The sequence below is a fragment of the Pseudomonas fluorescens genome (assembly GCF_001708445.1).
GTDB classification, from domain to species: Bacteria; Pseudomonadota; Gammaproteobacteria; order Pseudomonadales; family Pseudomonadaceae; genus Aquipseudomonas; species Aquipseudomonas gorinensis.
Genome location: NZ_CP015637.1, coordinates 2,716,309 through 2,732,731 on the forward strand (window position 1 = coordinate 2,716,309; position 16,423 = coordinate 2,732,731).

A 16,423-nucleotide genomic window follows, 5' to 3' on the forward strand; every position below is an offset into this window, starting at 1 on the left:
GGGGGCATGGCTTCGCCATGACGACTCCGTGGGGAGTCGCCAGGCACAGGTGAAACAACGGGGAATCAGTGGGCGTCGACGTGCCCGGCAGCCTTGAGGTCGGCTTGCAGATCCTGGGTGCGCTTGACCAGGTATTGACGGATCAACTCCATGTCTTCGCGCTGGAGAATGTCGGAGAAGTTCGGCATCCCGCGGGTGATCAGCGCGCCGCTGACAAACGCCGGGAACGCCGCGTGCTTGTTGTCGTCCAGGTAGCGCAGGTCCGGCACCACACCGCCACTGATCGCGTTGAGGCCATGGCAACCTGCACACAACCCGTTGAACAGGCCGCGCGCCTGCGCCAGTTGCTCAGGGGTTGCCGTGAGGGCCTGGTGGGTGGTCGGCAATACCGGGGCAACCTTGGGGGGCGGCAGTTCGCCGTGGGCGCCCAGCTTGAAGGCTATCACCCGTGATTCGGCGCGCACCTTGCCCTTATTGGTCAACGGCCCGGTGAGCAAGGGGATGATCCCGCCCCATCCCACCGAGAACGCCACGTATTGCTCCCCCTTGACGGTATAGGTGACAGGCCCGGCCATCACCCCGGAGTTGGCGCGATGCTCCCACAATGGCTTGCCGGTGTCGGCGCGGTAGGCGACCACGCGGCCATCGGCCGTGCCCTGGAACACCAGGTTGCCCGCCGTGGCCAGTGTGCCGCCGTTGCCGGCGCTGATATAAGGCTGCTTCCAGGCGGCCTGCTGCTTGACCGGGTCCCAGGCGATCAGCTCACCGCTCCAGGCGTCACGGATTTTATTCAAGGCTTTCGGGTCTTCAGGCAGGTCCGGCACATCCAGCCCGAAGTTCACCACTGACTTGTTCGACAAGAACATCGGTGCCTTCGCGGCCTTGAGTTCGGCCAAGGTGTACTGGGCCGGGATGTAGACGTAGCCGGTCTTAGGGCTGAACGACATGGGGTGCCAGTTGTGCCCACCGAGAAAGCTGGGCTGCACCACTTTCGGCGCTTTGGAATAGTCGGCCGCACCGGTCAGGATCGGGCGTCCGGTTTTCATGTCGATACCGCTGGCCCAGTTGACCGGGACGAAATTCTTCGCCGACAGCAGTTGGCCGTTAGTGCGATCCAGAACGTAGAAAAAGCCGTTTTTCGGCGCCTGCATGATCACCTTGCGCAGGGTGCCGTCGATCTTGATGTCGGCGAGGATCATGTGCTGGGTCGCGGTGAAATCCCACTGGTCTTGCGGGGTGATCTGGTAGTGCCACACGTATTCGCCGGTGTCTGGCCGCAGCGCCAGGATCGACGAGACGTAGAGGTTGTCGCCCTTGCCATTGGTACGGAACTGGTAGTTCCAGGGTGAACCGTTGCCCGTGCCCACATAAAGAAGATCAAGCTCGGGGTCGTAGGCCATGGAGTCCCAGACGGTACCGCCGCCGCCCCATTTGACCCAGCCATCGCCGTCCCAGGTCTTCATCGCCTTGGCCATGGCCGGGTTTTCCGGTGGCAGTTTCGGATCACCCGGCACCGTGTAGAAACGCCATACCTGTTGGCCGGTCTCGGCGTCGTAAGCCGTGACGTAGCCGCGTACGCCAAACTCGGCGCCGCCATTGCCGATCAGCACCTTGCCCTTGACGATGCGCGGCGCGCCTGTGATCGAGTAGCTCTTGGTGCGATCGATGATGGTGTCGACGCTCCACACCGGCTGACCATTCGCCGCATCCAGGGCAATCAAGCGACCATCAAAACTGCCCACATAGACCTTGCCCTGCCACACCGCCACGCCCCGATTGACCGGGCCGCAGCAGCCCTGGCTAAGGTTTTCGGGCGGGACTTTAGGGTCATATTTCCAGAGCAACTCGCCGGTGGCGGCATTGATCGCATAGACAATGCTGAAAGCCCCGGTGGTGTACATCACCCCATCGACCACCAGCGGCGTGGCTTCGGTGCCGCTGTCGATATCCAGTTTCGTCGTCCAGGCCATGCCCAACTGCCCGACGTTGTCGGCATTGACGCTATCGAGCGGGCTGTAGCGTTGCTCGTCGTAGGTGCGGCCGTGGCTCATCCAGTTGCCTGGCTCCTGGTCGGCGGCGATGATGCGCCGACCGTCGACCTGCGCCGGACCCGCCCACACACCCGGGCACAACGCAGCCATCAGTAAAGGGCTGCCGATCAGCAAGCTCCGTGTTCTCATTTTTATTTTTCTCCAGCAATAATCGGCTCGGTATCAACCCCAGCCCAGGCAATCTTATTAGAGTGCCTGCCACGTCCGAGGACTTGACTGAGTCTGCCAAACCGCTTGGCATTCCCTGCCAGGCCGGCATTTATAGGGCGTGTTGGCGATAGTCCCGAGGGGCATGCTGGAAATGGCGCTTGAAGACGCGACTGAAATGCGCCGCGTCGACAAACCCCCATTTAAACGCGATCTGGGTGATTGATTCATGGCGCAGGTCTTGCGCGCACAGGTCTTGCGCCACCCGTTCCAAGCGGCGTTGCTGGATGTAGCGGGAGATACTCTCGTGGCGTTGCTCAAACAGCCGGTAAAGCTGGCGCACCGAGACGTTCAGGTGTCGGGCCAGGTATTCAGGGCCCAGTTCCGTCTCTTGCAGTGAGGTTTCCACCAGTCGCGTGGCCAGTCCGTAAATATCATCCTGACCCACGCAGGCAAAACCGGGCTGGCGTTCGTCACGCTCGCGCAGGCCGGCGGCGGCCAAGCCGATCAATGCTTGCGCCAGTGCCGGGCCATCGCTGCGGCCACCTTCGTCCTTGCGCAACTCCACATCCCCCAGCGAGCGCGCCAACGTGCGAATCATGTGAGTGGCGACGCTATTGCGCGCAAGCTTGCCGAACAGCTGTTCGGGGCGAAGCTGGTGGCTGACTTCGTCACGTGACAGATGGATCGAGATGTTGTGCACCAGGCCCTGGGGTTCGATCTCAAATGCCTGCGCCGAGTCGACCAGGGCAATGTCGTCAGGCCCCAACTCGATCACCCGGTTTTGCTGGCGAATGCGCTGATGGCCCGCGCCCTGGAGAATCAGAAAGCAGTAGCGATCATCGTCCCCGTCCCCCGAGGTGCGCTGGCGGCTGATCAACCCTGCGTTGGTACGGATATGCGCCACCCCCAGGCCGCAGACATCCTGGCCATGGACACTGCCGATAAACAGGCTGTGCTGGTTTGACAGCGTCGTGTTGAAGTTACCGCAGACTGCACGCAAGTCGCGGTTCCAGTTGGCGAATGCATCGCAAGCGTGAAGCAAGGCAGGCATACCCCCCTCCCACTGATTCTTTTTAGTTATTCCGTTAACATATTATCTATCTGCGGCATATGCAAGCCGAGGGGGCCCGCGATGCTGGGGCCTATGGAGCGTGCACCGAGGACTTTGCGCAGCGTTGAGCCGCTCACGGGCAACATAATAAAAATAGATGATCTTATAAATTATTAAGATAACAATATCTAATAATTAGCTTATTCCAAAAAAGACTTTCACTCCCGTTTCTTATAGTAATACCTTCACATCACAGACCGACCCCATGCCTGGCGGAGGACGTACCCCCACGACCACCAGGAGCCTTCAGCAGGCTTACATGGACCTTTCCAACATGCCAGACATCACCGCCCCGCTCCCCCTCAACAAGTTCCACCTGTCACTCTTGACCAGCTCCTTGCTGCTGGCCAGCGCGCCCTCCTTCGCCGAGACCACGAGGGATGACGCCCAACTGGGCACGGTCACGGTGATTTCCACCGGCATGCGCGGCCAACAGCGCACCGTGGCCGACAGCCCGGCACCGATTGACGTGATCAACAGCGAACAACTGCTCAAGACCGGCCGCGCCGAACTGTCCGAGGCCATTGCCAAGCTGCTGCCCTCGTTCAACTTCGGCACCAACATTGCCGGCTATAACTCAGTGACCCGCCCCCTCAGCAACCGCAGCCTGGGCCCGGCCTACACCCTGGTGCTGGTCAACGGCAAGCGCCGGCACAACGGCGCGACCGGCCAGCGCGGTTCGATCGATAACAGCGGCGCGAACGCGGTGGACATCGACCTGATCCCGGTCAGCGCCGTCGACCATATCGAGGTACTCAAAGACAGCGCTGCCGCCCAGTACGGCTCGGATGCGGTGGCGGGCGTAATCAACGTGATCCTCAAGAAAGACAACAGCGGCGGCCACCTGGAGACCAGTTACGGCCAGTTGTTTTCCGGCCAGGGCGAAACCATCAAGGTGGCGGGCGACGAGGGGTTCAAGCTCGGCGAACGCGGTTTTTTCCACTTCTCCGCCGATGCCCGCAAACGCGGGACCGCCGCCTGGAACGACAAGGCCGACAGCACGGTCAGGGCGTTCAGCGACCCCGCCAAGGAAGCCGCCTGGAACCGGGTGGCGATCAAGAACGGCGACCCTGACCTCAAGGCATTCAACCTGGCCTACAACGCCGAATTGCCCCTGGAAGACCTGACGCTGTACTCCTTCTCCACCTATGGCGAGCGTGACGCCGAGGCCGCCAACTACTTTCGCCTGCCCACCGGCAGGGCCGCGGTGCCCGAGGTATTTCCGGACGGTTACTACCCGCTGAACAACATCAAGGACCGCGACTACCAACTGCTGTTTGGCGGCAAGGGGCAAGTGGCCGAGTGGAACTGGGACCTGAGCACCACTTATGGGCGCAACAACGTCCACCACTCCAGCGACCTGAATATCAACCCGTCACTGGGCACCGCCTCACCGACGCGGTTCGACAACCTGGCGACCTTTCGCTTTGAGCAGTGGGTCAACAACCTGGACATCACTCGCCGCTACGACAGCCTGTTCAACCTGACCTCGCCTGTGCAGGTGTCCGCCGGCCTGGAACACCGCTGGGAACATTTCAGCACCTTCGCCGGAGATCCCGAGGCCTATATCACCGGCACTTACCCGGCGGCGTCGGGGGCGCAGGCGGCCGTCACGATTCGCCCGGAGGATGAAGTCAGCCTGATCCGCAATAACTACGCCGGTTACCTCGACCTGGGCTTTGACCTGACCGAGCGCTGGTTCCTCGACGTGGCCGGCCGTGTCGAACATTACGACGATGACTCTGGCAATACCTTCGGGCTGAAGGTGAACTCACGCTACGAGCTGACCGACACGGTGGCGGTACGCGGTACGGTCGGCACCGGCTTTCGTGCGCCGTCCCTGACGCAGATCGGCTACACGGTGGCAGACAACCGAGTGGCCACCGATGTGAACGGTAACGTGGTGCCCGCCGTGACCCGCTTGACCCCTTCCGGCAGCAACCTGGCCAAGGCGTTGGGTGGCGACGACCTCAAGCCGGAGAAATCGCGCAACCTGGGGCTGGGCCTGACCTGGCAGCCAGCGCCACGCACCAGCATCACCGCCGATGCCTACCTGATCGACATTGATGACCGCATCGCCCTGACCAGCAATATCTACGACCAGGGCAATGGCGCCATCAATGCCATCCTCGCCGCCCAGGGTGTGCCCACCGGTACCTGGGTCAACTACTACACCAACGCCTTCGACACCCGCACCCGCGGCCTGGACATCGTTGCCGACCACACCACGCCGCTGGATGCCTGGGGCGATGTGCGCTGGAGCCTGGGCTTCAACTGGAACAAGACCACCATTGAAGACAGTCGCGGCACACCCGCCGCCCTCGCCAATTCCGGCGTGACCCTGGTGGGCCGCGACCGCGAGGGCGACCTCACCGAAGCGTCGCCCAAGACCAAATGGATCCTCGGCGCCAACTGGAAGGTCGCGGACCTGGCGGTCAACCTGCAAACCAGCCGCTATGGCGCGGTCAAGACCCTGGCGGTGAACCCCACGGGCGACCGCAGCTTCGGCGCCAAATGGATCACCGACCTGGACGTCAGCTACACCTTCGTCGACCACCTGACCGTCAGCGTCGGCGGTACCAATATCTTCGACGTGCGCCCCGACCGGCACGCCGTCTACAGCAACCTGGGCCTGGCGCCCTATGGCAACCCGCCGTTCTATCCGGGCGGCGGCTACTGGTACACCAAGCTGGCCTACGACTTCTGACCCACCCCTTGCATACACCGCAATCGCCACCTGAGGGCACTCCATTGAATACCTCCAACTTGATGAGCCGTCTGCTGGCCCCCTGCGCATTGGCGTTAAGCCTTGCCGCTTGCTCACCGTCGGGTAACGACACCCAGGCCGGCAAGACCCTCAACATTGCCTTTTTCGGCGACAACACCACCCTGGTCAGCGTCGATCCGTTCCAGGTCTACTGGCTTGAACACCGGGTGTTGCTGCGCAATGTCGCCGAGTCGCTGACCGACCAGGACCCGGAAACCGGCACGATCATTCCCTGGCTGGCCAAAAGCTGGGAAGTGAGCGACGACGCCCTCACCTACACCTTCCACCTGCGCGATAACGTCACCTTCAGCAACGGCGAGCGCTTCGATGCCCAGGCGGTCAAGACGGCCTTCGACAGCAACAAGGCGCTGGCCACCGAGTTGCCGGCCACCTTCGGCGCCACTTACCTGGCGGGGTTCGATCACGCCGAAGTGGTCGACGACTTCACCGTCAAGCTGGTGCTCGCCAAGCCGAATGCGGGCTTCCTGCAGGCCACATCCACCACCAACCTGTCGATCCTTGCCCCGGCCTCCTATGCGCTCAGCGCCAAGGAACGCTCGTTGGGCAAGATCATCGGCACCGGCCCGTTCATCCTGGCCAGCTATACCCCGGAAGTCGGCGCGCACCTGACCAAGCGCAAGGGTTACGCCTGGGCGTCGGCCAATATGAAGAACCAGGGCGAGGCCCACCTGGACGCGGTGGACATCAGCTATATCCCCGAGGAAAGCGTGCGCAACGGCCTGTTCCTGCAAGGCAAGGCCGACATTCTGTGGCCGCGCAACCCGTTCTCCGAGGTGGACCTGAAACTGTTCCAGTCCAGGGGCGCAACCATTCAAAGCCGCTCGCTGCCGGGCCCGGCGCTGAACCTGTACCCCAATACCCGTGGCGGGCGTGCCTTGGCCGACAAACAGGTGCGCCTGGCCGTACAGAAAGCCATCGACCGCAAGAGCTACGCAAGCACGGTGTACAACGCCGCGTTCCCGGTGGTGGACGGCATCTTCGATGTGACCACGCCCTACTTCAAGAGCCAGGGCGCCAAACTGGTCTACGACCCGGCCGCCGCCGAGCGCCTGCTGGATCAAGCCGGCTGGGCCAAGGGCGCGGACGGTTATCGGCAGAAAAACGGCAAGCGCCTGAGCCTGAGCTACAACATCAGCCCGGCAGAAACCGCCGGCGATGTGTTGATCCAGGATCAGCTGCGCAAGGTCGGCATCGAGCTCAAACTCAGCGTGGTCACCCGCGCCGAATGGGTCGCCAACAACACCGCCGGCAACTATGACCTGACCATCAACTATATGACCCGTGCTGATCCGATCATCCTGCAAACCATCCTCGATCCGCGCACCGCCAACAGCTCGACCCTGGCCACCAACCTCTATGAGCCGGCCGTGCTGGACACCGCCAAGGGCCTGTTCGATGCCGGCATCACCGCCACCCAGGGCGCACAACGCGCCACGGCCTATGGCGATTTGCAAGACCTGTTGATCGATGAGGGTTCGGCGTTCCCGGTGTATGAACGCGTGTGGCAGGCAGCGACCTCGCCACGGGTGAAACACTTTCGCTGGACTGCCGAGGGCTTCGCATTGCTGGGTGATATCGAGGTCGGTACGCCATGAGCCGTTACCTGATCGGCCGGATTGGCCAGGCGCTGCTGGTGCTCTGGGGCGCCTATAGCATCACCTATTTCATTTTGTACCTGCTGCCGGGCGACACCCTGTCCATCATGCTCAGCGCCTCGGGCATGGAGGCCGACGCGCTGTCAGTCGAAGACCTGGCCAAGGCCCGCGCTTATTACGGCCTCGACCAGGGCGTGTTCGAGCAGTATTTCAACCTGCTGCTCGGCGCGCTGCACGGTGACTTCGGCCAGTCGCTGTCGCTGAATCGACCGGTGGCCGAGCTGCTCGCCGAACGATTGCCGCAGACCTTGTCCCTGGCCGGGCTGGCGATTGTGTTGTCGCTGCTCGGCGGTGTCGGCCTGGCCTACCTGACGGCGTACCTGCGCTGGCGGCCGTTAAAAATCGCGTTGACCCGGTTGCCGTCGCTGGGCTTTTCAGTGCCGGTGTTCTGGATGGGCCTGCTGCTGATCCAGGTATTCGCGTTCGGCCTCGGCTGGTTTCCCGCCACCGGCAGCCGCGGGGTTGAAAGCCTGGTGCTGCCGGCGATCACCCTGGCGATCCCCAGCGCGGCGGTGTACGCCCAGGTGTTGCAACGCAGTTTCCAAGGGGTGTGGCAGGAGCCCTACATCGTCACGGCCTATGCCAAGGGCTTGAGCCGTGGCCAGGTGCAGGCGCGTCACGGCTTTCGCAACGCGGCCCTGCCGATTCTCACCCTGATCGGGCTGCAAGTGGGCAATACGGTGTCCGGCGCGGTGCTGGTGGAAACCATCTTTGCCCGCTCCGGCATCGGCCGCCTGGCGCAGGAAGCCGTGCTGCGCCAGGACATTCCAGTGGTGCTGGCCATCGTTGCCGTTTCGGCGGCGGCATTTGTGCTGGTGAACCTGCTGGTCGACCTGCTCTATCCCTGGCTCGACCCGCGCATCTCCCATACGCCAAAGGTGTCCTAGACCATGACCACGATTGACCGGCGTCTTGCGCCAACCACCCTGGCTCCCCCCCTCTGGCGCCGTCGCAGCCGACTGCAACGCGCCGCCTCGGCGGTGCTGCCCCTGCTGCGCCGTCCCGGTTTCAGCCTGGCGCTGCTGGTGGTGCTGTTTGCCCTGGTCGCGGCGGTGTCGCCGTCATTGCTGAGCAGTTTCGCCCCCTACGCCACCGCGCCGGCCGCCAAACTCAGCGCGCCCAGCCTGGGCCACTGGTTCGGCACCGATGAACTGGGGCGCGACCTCTACACCCGCGTGGTCTACGGCGCCAGCCTGTCAGTGCTGGCGGCGTTCCTCGCGGTTGGGATCGCCCTGGTCGGCGGGCTGGGGCTCGGCATCCTGTCCGGCTTTGCCGGCGGTCGCATCGATGCGGTGCTCATGCGTTTTATCGATGTCTTGCTGGCCCTGCCCGGCCTGCTGCTGGCCCTGGCGATCGTCACCGCTATCGGCTTCGGTACCGTGCCGGTGGCCATCGCCGTGGGCGTCGGCATCATTCCGGGGTTCGCCCGCACCACCCGCGCCGAAGTGCTGCGCGTCAAGACCTTGCCCTACGTCGAAGCCGCGCGCCTGGGCGGCGCCAGCTGGCGGCGCACCTTGCTGCGGCACATCCTGCCGAACGCGTGGGGCCCGGTGGCGGTGCTCGCCACCCTGGATTTCGGCGCCGCGATCCTGGCGACAGCGGGCTTGAGCTTTCTCGGTTTCGGTGCTGCGCCACCGGCAGCGGAATGGGGCACCTTGATCGCCAACGGTCGGCACTTCCTGATCACCGCTCCGTGGGTCTCGTTGCTGCCAGGCCTGTTCCTGGTGGCCGTGGTGTTCAGCCTCAACCATATCGCCCGCACCTTCGAGGAGATCCAGCGATGACCACCGATAACAACCTGTTGATCGATGTACGCCAACTCAGTGTCGGCTACCGCTCCGGCGGCCAGACCCTGTTGGCGGTACAACGCCTGTCATTGTCGATGGCCCAGGGCGAAACCGTCGCGATTGTCGGCGAGTCGGGCTCGGGCAAATCAACCCTGGCCAACGCGATTCTCGGCCTGCTGCCCGACCACGCGCAGATCAGTGCGGGTCAACTGTGGGTGGGCGGCAACGACCTGTCCCACGCCAGCGAACGCCAGAAGCGCTTGCAGCGTGGGCGCACCGTCGGGCTGGTGCCCCAGGACCCGATGGTCAGCCTCAACCCGACCCTGCGCATCGGCCAGCAAATCGCCGAGGCGCTGATCCTGGCCAAGGGCAAGCGCTACCCCGGCGTCGATGCCGATATTGTCGAGCTGCTGCAACAGGTGGGTATCGACAAGCCGGTCCTGCGGGCCCGCCAGTACCCCCATGAACTCTCCGGCGGTATGCGCCAGCGCGTGCTGATCGCCATCGCCCTGGCCGGCAACCCCCGCCTGATCATTGCCGACGAGCCCACCAGCGCCCTCGACGTCACCGTACAACGCAAGATTCTCGACCACCTGCAACGGCTGGTCAGTGAACGGGGCATTTCCCTGCTGATCATCACCCATGACCTGGGGGTGGCCATCGACCGCGCCGACCGCATCCTGGTGATGAAGCAAGGCGAAGTGGTCGAACAGGGCCCGCCCCGGCAGATACTGGCGAACCCGCGCCACGACTACACCCGCGCACTGATCGCCGCCGCTCCCGCGTTCGCCAGGCGCCGAGAGCCACACGCCAGGTCCGATGCAACGCACGCACCGATCCTGCGCCTGCACAACGTCGGCAAGACCTTCAGCCTGCCCAAGGTGAAGGGCGAAGACCCCACCTTCGTGGCCCTGCAAGACCTCAGCCTGCAGGTCTACCCCGGCCAGACCCTGGCCATCGTCGGCGAATCCGGCTCAGGCAAGAGCACCGCGTTGCGCATCGCCCTGGGCCTGGAGAAACCCACCCAGGGCCAGGTCTGGTTCGAGCAGCAAGACGTCACCACCCTGAGCTGGCGCGAGTTCCGCCCGCTGCGTCAACGCCTGCAACTGGTCCAGCAAAACCCGTTCGCCGCGCTCGACCCACGCTTCACGGTGTTTGACAGTATTGTCGAACCCCTGGTGTCGTTCGGGCGGCTCAAGGGGGCGGCGCTGGAACACGCGGCGCGCGAGCTGATCGGTCGCGTGCACCTGCCGGTCAGCTTCCTCGATCGCCTGCCGCGCGAGCTGTCCGGTGGCCAGTGCCAGCGTGTCGCGATCGCCCGTGCGCTGGCGTTGAAGCCTGACCTGTTGCTGCTCGACGAGCCGGTCAGCGCCCTCGATGTGTCGGTGCAGGCGCACATCCTCGACCTGCTCGAAGAGCTGCAGCGGGAAATGGGGATTGCCTATGTGCTGGTGTCCCATGACTTGTCGGTGGTGGCCAACTTTGCGCATGAGGTGTTGGTGCTGCGCAATGGCAAGGTGGTCGAACAGGGGACGGTGGAACAGATCTTCAACCGGCCGGGCAGCGATTACACCCGTGAGTTGATTGCCGCCATCCCTGGCAGCATGGCGGCCACCGCCGCCTGAGCCGGTGGCCTACTCGGCCGCGCAGTCACGCGCTGCGATGCCCTTTTCCTGGGCATACGCAGCGGATTTGGCTTCGATCAACGGACGCAAGGTGGCGCGGTCGGCCTGGACCCAGTCGGTCACCAACACCCACTTTTGCCCGTCCCACTGCTGTACCCGCGCCGCGCCACCGCCTTCATGGTCGGCGCAGGACAGTTTCAACGGCGCCAGCAACCCTTCGAGGCCCAACGCTTTGATGCGCGCTGCGTCGATGTCCAGGTGCTCGAAGGCCCAGCGCGTTTCTTCGCCGTTCAACCCACGGTGGCCGAACTTGGCCTGGCCGGTGCGCAGGGCCTCGACCGCAATGGCCGCGTTGATCAGGCCGATGTTGTAGTAGACCTTGCCGAAGTAACTGGGGTCCTTGAGGTTGCTTTTGCCCGGATCAAGGATGAACTGCTTGAGCCTGCGGTGAATTTCAAAGGTGTCGCCACCCGGGAACGGCGCCAGTGCCTGGTAGCCTTTGGCAGCGGTGCCCGCGGGAATCACGTCGGCTTCGGAGCCGGCCCAGACATCCCCGATCAGGCGATCCACCGGGATGCCGAAACGTACGGCGGTCTTGATACCGACCGGCGTGGATACGCCCCAGGTACGCAGGAAGACCCAGTCCGGATTGATCTGGCGCACTTGCCGCCATTGGGTGGACTGTTCATTGCCAGGGTCGGCCACCGGGATCTGGATGTTCTCGAAGCCGTACTTATCTGCGAGCAATTGCATGGCGGCCTGGGTTTCACGGCCATAGGCGGAGTCGTGGTAGACCGTCACGATCTTCTTGCCCTTGAGCTTGTCCAGCCCCCCCTCACGCTGGGCGATGTAGTTGATGCCCACCGACGCCTGGCCGTAGTAGTTGAGCAGCAACGGGAAGGCATAGGGGAACACGCGGCCATCGGTCGACTCGGTACGCCCGCCGGCGCCATCGATCAACGGGATATGGTCGACGGCGGCACGGTCCATCAGCGCATAGGACGCCGGCGTGCTATGGGTGAAGAAGAAGCCGGTGGGCGCGCCGTCCAGGCCGGCCTTGTAGCGCTCGTAGCATTCGATGATGCGATCGGTCTTCCACTCGGTCTCGCACTCCTGCCAGACCAGCTTGACGCCGTTCACACCGCCCTCGACCTCGTTGATGTAGCGAAAGTAGTCAATCTCCCCCGCCCACCACGGAATGCCGCTGGAGGCGTAGGCGCCGACCCGATAGGTCGCCAACGGGATGAACTGTTGATCATTGGCCGCCTGGGCCACGGCAGGCAACAGCCCGCCAAATGTGCCGATGGCCAGCAGGCCGGCGATTAACGTGCGCTTGAAGGGGATGTGCATGGGTGTGGCTTCTTATGAAAGGTGAGGGTTAACCCTCCCGTTGTCGGGTCAGTGCCAACCCACTGACAACACAAATCATGCCAAAGCATAAGCCTCGTAGATTCAACGGGTTACCCCCATCCGCGCGAAGCGTAGAGCCCGTGAAATCGCACAGTTTATTGAACCGGTGTTGCGCCACCAACAGCGCTTCGGCCGCTTTGCGCGGTGTGGATGGGAGGATTTATTTGCGGCCGCGCATTCAAACGGCACACACCTTCGGGTACATTCAGCGCCCCTACGGACAGCACGCCCGCCCCTTATCGGGCATTCAAGGACACCCTGCGCATGGCTGCATCAAACAAATGGCTGATGTCATCGGTCGCGTACTACCTCGACTTTTTCAGCGTTCCGCTGTTCGTGATCCTCGCACTTTACCTCGCACCGTTTGATCCCGGCCTGGCGCTTGCCGGGTTGTTGGGATGGACGTTGGTGGAATATGGGGTACACCGTTTTCTGTTCCACTCGCTGTATCGCCACGAGCATTGGACCCACCATGTCGATGTGCTCGCCTTTATCGGTGTATCCAGCTGGAAAACCAGTTCGGCGCTGGCGGTCCTGTTACTGCTGGCCTGGTATGGGCAACTGACCTCGGTATTCGTCGGTGCGGTGGTGGGCTATTTCTATTACATCTCGGTGCACTACGTGATGCACCGCCCCAACCATTGGGCTTATCGGTTCATTCCAGGGCTGATCGCCAATCACGATCTGCACCATCGCAAAGGTATCGAGAAGAACTTCGGGGTCTCTTCGCCGCTGTGGGATCATGTGTTTCGCACCTTCATTCGAAATGAAGCGCGCGGCTGAGCCCCCCGGTAGATAGGGCCGTTGTGGCGAGCGCTCGTGTTGTGGCCAGTGGGCTTGCTGTGGCCAGTGGGCTTGTTGTGGCGAGCGGGCTTGCCCCGCGTTGGGGCGCGAAGCGGCCCCATTCCAGGCGATGTGTTTTTAACTGACACACCGCAGGGCCTGGTTTTGGGGCTGCTGCGCAGCCCAACGCGGGGCAAGCCCGCTCGCCACAGTTACAGTCCTTACAGTCCTAACAGTCCTAACAGGCATTCGGCCTTGTCGAATCGTCGACACCGACTGATCGCCGGCTCGGACGTCAGGATCAACTAGGTTGACTGAACGCTCCCGAGAAATCGCTCTACCGCAAACACCCCCATCTGCGCCGGCATCTCGCCCTGCAATACCCACTGCGCAATCGCCTGCCCAAACAACGGCGCAAACTTGAAGCCATGCCCACATAACCCCGCCGCGACGAACAGCCCCGGCACCCGAGGGTCGGGGCCGACAATCGGGTTGCCATCCGGTGTGTTGTCGAAGAACGACACGCGGCGGCCGGTGGCCCGTGCGCTGGTCAGGCGCTTCAAGCGCAGGGCGGCGCGGTCGCGGTAGGCCAGCACGTTGGCGTCGCAGAAGCTGCGGTCGAAGCTATCCGGGTCGACCGCTACGCCTTCGGCGGCCATCAGCGAGCCGATGAAATAGCTGCCGGGCTGGTCCGGGCGCAGGTAGAAGCCCGCCTCCCGGTCGCAATAGCCTGGCATCGGCGAGTCAACGCCCTCCACCTGGACAATGCCGACGCTTTGCCGGGTGGCGTGGATCGGCAATGGCGCCTGGCAATCGTCAGCCAGTGTGGCAGCCCACGGCCCGGCGGCATTGACCACATGGGCGCAGGCGATAAAGCCGGTGTCGGTCTGCACGCCGATGGCGCGCCCGGCCTGGCGCACGATCCGTCGTGCCGCCCGCCCCTCGTCGATCACCGCGCCGAGGTCCCGCGCACCGGCTGCAAAACTGCGCGCGGTCAGGCGCGGATCGCAATAGCCCGCGTCGGGCTCGAACACCGCGCCCGCCAGGCCGTCGATAATCAGGTCTGGCACCTGCGCCTGCATTTGCTCGGCAGATAACCACTCAAGCGCCGCGCCCGTCGCGCGCAAAAGCTCGACGTTGGCCTGGGTGGCCGCTTGTTCGCGGGCGGGAATACCGGTCAAGAACCCCGTGCGCTGGTAGCCGCAAGTGCCGGGATAGTGCTGCCGCCAATCGCGATAGGCCCGCACGCCCCGTGCCGCCAGTTGGCTGAGGGCAGGATCGGCGTAATATTCGCGCACGATCCCCGGCGACGCGCCCGACGAGCCACTGGCAATCGCGCCTTTGTCCAGCAGCCGTACCGACGCGCCGGCGCGCGCCAGGTGCCAGGCGGCGCTGGTACCGGTGGTGCCGGCACCGATCACGATGACGTCAGCGTATTCATGCATCGCTGGATGCACCCGCCAGCACCACGCTGGCCGGCAAGCATGGCGCCAGCGCCAGCGGGGACAAGGCCGCAAAGCGCGGGCGCGCCACGGTCTCCGGCCTCGGCAGCGAGGCGGCATACAGCGCCTGGACCACCGGCAAACCGTCATGGCCCAGGCGGTGCCACAGGTGCTCGGCCAGGCGCGGCATGATCGGCGCGGCCAGGTACGCCAGGCCCTTGAGCCACAAATAAGCGTGCCCAGGCTGTGTCACGTCCAGGTCCGGGCGTTGCATCCACTGGTGCAACACCTCCCAGGCGTCGCGCACCGAGACAGCGTCGAGCCGGAACGCCTGGCCCAGGCGCGCAACGGCCATTTCGAGGCCCGGCAACAAGTCTGGCTCGATGGACTGCAACCGGGCCTGATCGAGGCTGCCGAGGGCCAGGTCGACACGCCGGTCGAGGGCACCGGCCAGGTCCACATTGACCACCTCGACAAACTCCTCCACGGCGAAATTGGTTTCGCCCAGTTCGGGGCTTTCGCGGCAGAGGAAATAACGCACGCCATCGCTGGTGGCCGGGGTTTTTTCGACGATATCGGCGGCCCAGACCACATGCAGGCGGCTGGTGGAAAACTTCGCGCCTTGCAGGTTGTAGAAGTAGTTGGTCAACACGTAGTCAAACGACTGGTGATCCTGCAGGGCATCCATCACCGCCACGCTGCCCGCCAGCAGCAACACCGCGTTATCGATACCAAAGCTGACCAGCGTGGTCACCTCGCTGCTGCGCAGCATGGCGTGGCCGTGCTCCGGGGAGTGCTCGCGGGCACGGTCGGCGCAGGTCAGTGCGTATTCCCAGCCGGACTCGAACAACACGCGTGGGTTGTCAAAACGATCCGGGCTCCAGGCCACACCCCAGTCGCCGGGTGCAGTCAGCCGCACGCGGCCATTTTCGCGTTCCAGGAAGCGCGCGATCACCTCGATGATCGACGCCGGCGCACCGGACGCCGCCATGCGCCGCAGCAACTGGTCGGGGTGGGCCACTTTCAGGAACAGACTTTCGACCTCGACCCACTGCAACGGGCTGTCGCCCATGCGCGGCTGGGGATTGAGCATGGTTTCCGGGCGGAACAAGGCACCGCAGGCTTCACAGAAGTAGCCGCCAGCCCCTGCCTGGCAATACGGGCACTGCCCCACCAGCCAGGCGCCGGCCATGTAGCGACGGGTATGCGGGCAATACAGCACACGTTCGACCACGGTTTCGGTCACGCCCAACGCCACCAGGCGCTCGACCGTGCGCCGGGCATTGTCTGCATGCTGCGCGGCGTACGGGCCTTGCACCAGGTCGAGGAAGTCATCGACCTCGACATCCAGCGCGCGCAGGTCGTTGGCGATCTGCCCGTGGTAGTCACGCACCACCTCTTCGGGCGCGCGCAGCTCCTGCACGCCTTTCCACAATACGTAGGAGTCGAAGCCGTCTACCGCCGAGACCACATCGACACTGTGCCCCTGGGTGCGCAGGTAGCGCCCGAGCATGTCCATGCGCAAGTAAGGACCGGCAATGTGGCCCAGGTGCAACCTGCCGTTGGGCGTGGGAGGAATCGGCATCAGGAAGAATTTTTGCGCGGTGATAGCAGTCATCTT

At 63.8% G+C, this 16,423-nt stretch carries 11 protein-coding genes; 6 read left to right on the forward strand and 5 right to left on the reverse strand.

Annotated elements, in window-relative coordinates; translation table 11 throughout:
• Window positions 1-65 precede the first annotated feature (65 nt).
• Together A7317_RS12120 and feaR are read right to left on the reverse strand one after the other, a co-directional pair.
• The gene (locus tag A7317_RS12120; RefSeq protein ID WP_041160934.1) at window positions 66-2,180 is read right to left on the reverse strand and encodes a PQQ-dependent dehydrogenase, methanol/ethanol family; all 2,115 of its coding nucleotides are present in this window, start codon (window positions 2,178-2,180) and stop codon (window positions 66-68) included.
• Between the two features lie 130 nt (window positions 2,181-2,310).
• Window positions 2,311-3,252 carry a transcriptional regulator FeaR gene (gene feaR, locus A7317_RS12125; protein WP_024075338.1) on the reverse strand — a complete coding sequence of 314 codons (942 nt, stop codon included), beginning with the start codon at window positions 3,250-3,252 and terminating at the stop codon, window positions 2,311-2,313.
• Between the two features lie 334 nt (window positions 3,253-3,586).
• On the opposite strand from feaR, the gene A7317_RS12130 reads away from it, so the two are divergent.
• The 5 genes from A7317_RS12130 to A7317_RS12150 all read left to right on the forward strand — a co-directional run bounded on the left by A7317_RS12130 (window position 3,587) and on the right by A7317_RS12150 (window position 11,167).
• Complete coding sequence (locus A7317_RS12130; RefSeq protein WP_069077390.1) at window positions 3,587-6,019, forward strand: TonB-dependent receptor plug domain-containing protein; 2,433 nt, start codon at window positions 3,587-3,589, stop codon at window positions 6,017-6,019.
• Window positions 6,020-6,081: 62 nt separating this feature from the next.
• Window positions 6,082-7,695, forward strand: coding sequence for an ABC transporter substrate-binding protein (locus A7317_RS12135; protein ID WP_069075904.1), 1,614 nt, complete (start codon window positions 6,082-6,084; stop codon window positions 7,693-7,695).
• Window positions 7,692-8,642, forward strand: coding sequence for an ABC transporter permease (locus tag A7317_RS12140; RefSeq protein WP_024075335.1), 951 nt, complete (start codon window positions 7,692-7,694; stop codon window positions 8,640-8,642). Before A7317_RS12135 ends, A7317_RS12140 begins: the two co-directional genes overlap by 4 nt.
• A 3-nt stretch (window positions 8,643-8,645) precedes the next feature.
• On the forward strand, window positions 8,646-9,539 hold the full coding sequence (locus tag A7317_RS12145; RefSeq protein ID WP_069075905.1) for an ABC transporter permease: 894 nt from the start codon (window positions 8,646-8,648) through the stop codon (window positions 9,537-9,539).
• Window positions 9,536-11,167: a dipeptide ABC transporter ATP-binding protein gene (locus A7317_RS12150; protein WP_069075906.1), complete on the forward strand. Its 1,632-nt coding sequence runs from the start codon at window positions 9,536-9,538 to the stop codon at window positions 11,165-11,167. Before A7317_RS12145 ends, A7317_RS12150 begins: the two co-directional genes overlap by 4 nt.
• Before the next feature lie 9 nt (window positions 11,168-11,176).
• Here A7317_RS12150 and A7317_RS12155 read toward each other — a convergent pair whose 3' ends face one another.
• Window positions 11,177-12,517 (reverse strand): ABC transporter substrate-binding protein, encoded by a 1,341-nt coding sequence (locus tag A7317_RS12155; protein ID WP_069075907.1) that lies wholly within the window; start codon window positions 12,515-12,517, stop codon window positions 11,177-11,179.
• A gap of 324 nt (window positions 12,518-12,841) precedes the next feature.
• On the opposite strand from A7317_RS12155, the gene A7317_RS12160 reads away from it, so the two are divergent.
• Entirely contained in the window at window positions 12,842-13,360 is a 519-nt protein-coding gene (locus tag A7317_RS12160; RefSeq protein WP_024075331.1) for a sterol desaturase family protein, read from the forward strand.
• A 305-nt stretch (window positions 13,361-13,665) separates the two neighbouring features.
• Here the strand turns inward: A7317_RS12160 and A7317_RS12165 are convergent, their stop codons facing one another.
• Window positions 13,666-14,805, reverse strand: coding sequence for an NAD(P)/FAD-dependent oxidoreductase (locus tag A7317_RS12165; protein WP_069075908.1), 1,140 nt, complete (start codon window positions 14,803-14,805; stop codon window positions 13,666-13,668).
• Window positions 14,798-16,420, reverse strand: a complete 1,623-nt coding sequence (locus A7317_RS12170; RefSeq protein WP_081329189.1) for a methionine--tRNA ligase — start codon at window positions 16,418-16,420, stop codon at window positions 14,798-14,800. The genes A7317_RS12165 and A7317_RS12170 overlap by 8 nt, the downstream gene beginning before the upstream one ends.
• Between the last annotated feature and the right edge of the window lie 3 nt (window positions 16,421-16,423).

What these genes read in the sequence shown, in the direction of transcription:
- A7317_RS12120 (WP_041160934.1), bottom strand. Translation starts at nt 2,180, where the DNA reads ATGAGAACACGGAGCTTGCTGATCGGCAGCCCTTTACTGATGGCTGCG.
- A7317_RS12135 (WP_069075904.1), top strand. Translation starts at nt 6,082, where the DNA reads ATGAGCCGTCTGCTGGCCCCCTGCGCATTGGCGTTAAGCCTTGCCGCT.
- A7317_RS12160 (WP_024075331.1), top strand. Translation starts at nt 12,842, where the DNA reads ATGGCTGCATCAAACAAATGGCTGATGTCATCGGTCGCGTACTACCTC.
- A7317_RS12155 (WP_069075907.1), bottom strand. Translation starts at nt 12,517, where the DNA reads ATGCACATCCCCTTCAAGCGCACGTTAATCGCCGGCCTGCTGGCCATC.
- A7317_RS12140 (WP_024075335.1), top strand. Translation starts at nt 7,692, where the DNA reads ATGAGCCGTTACCTGATCGGCCGGATTGGCCAGGCGCTGCTGGTGCTC.
- A7317_RS12170 (WP_081329189.1), bottom strand. Translation starts at nt 16,420, where the DNA reads ATGACTGCTATCACCGCGCAAAAATTCTTCCTGATGCCGATTCCTCCC.
- A7317_RS12165 (WP_069075908.1), bottom strand. Translation starts at nt 14,805, where the DNA reads ATGCATGAATACGCTGACGTCATCGTGATCGGTGCCGGCACCACCGGT.
- A7317_RS12130 (WP_069077390.1), top strand. Translation starts at nt 3,587, where the DNA reads ATGCCAGACATCACCGCCCCGCTCCCCCTCAACAAGTTCCACCTGTCA.
- A7317_RS12145 (WP_069075905.1), top strand. Translation starts at nt 8,646, where the DNA reads ATGACCACGATTGACCGGCGTCTTGCGCCAACCACCCTGGCTCCCCCC.
- feaR (WP_024075338.1), bottom strand. Translation starts at nt 3,252, where the DNA reads ATGCCTGCCTTGCTTCACGCTTGCGATGCATTCGCCAACTGGAACCGC.
- A7317_RS12150 (WP_069075906.1), top strand. Translation starts at nt 9,536, where the DNA reads ATGACCACCGATAACAACCTGTTGATCGATGTACGCCAACTCAGTGTC.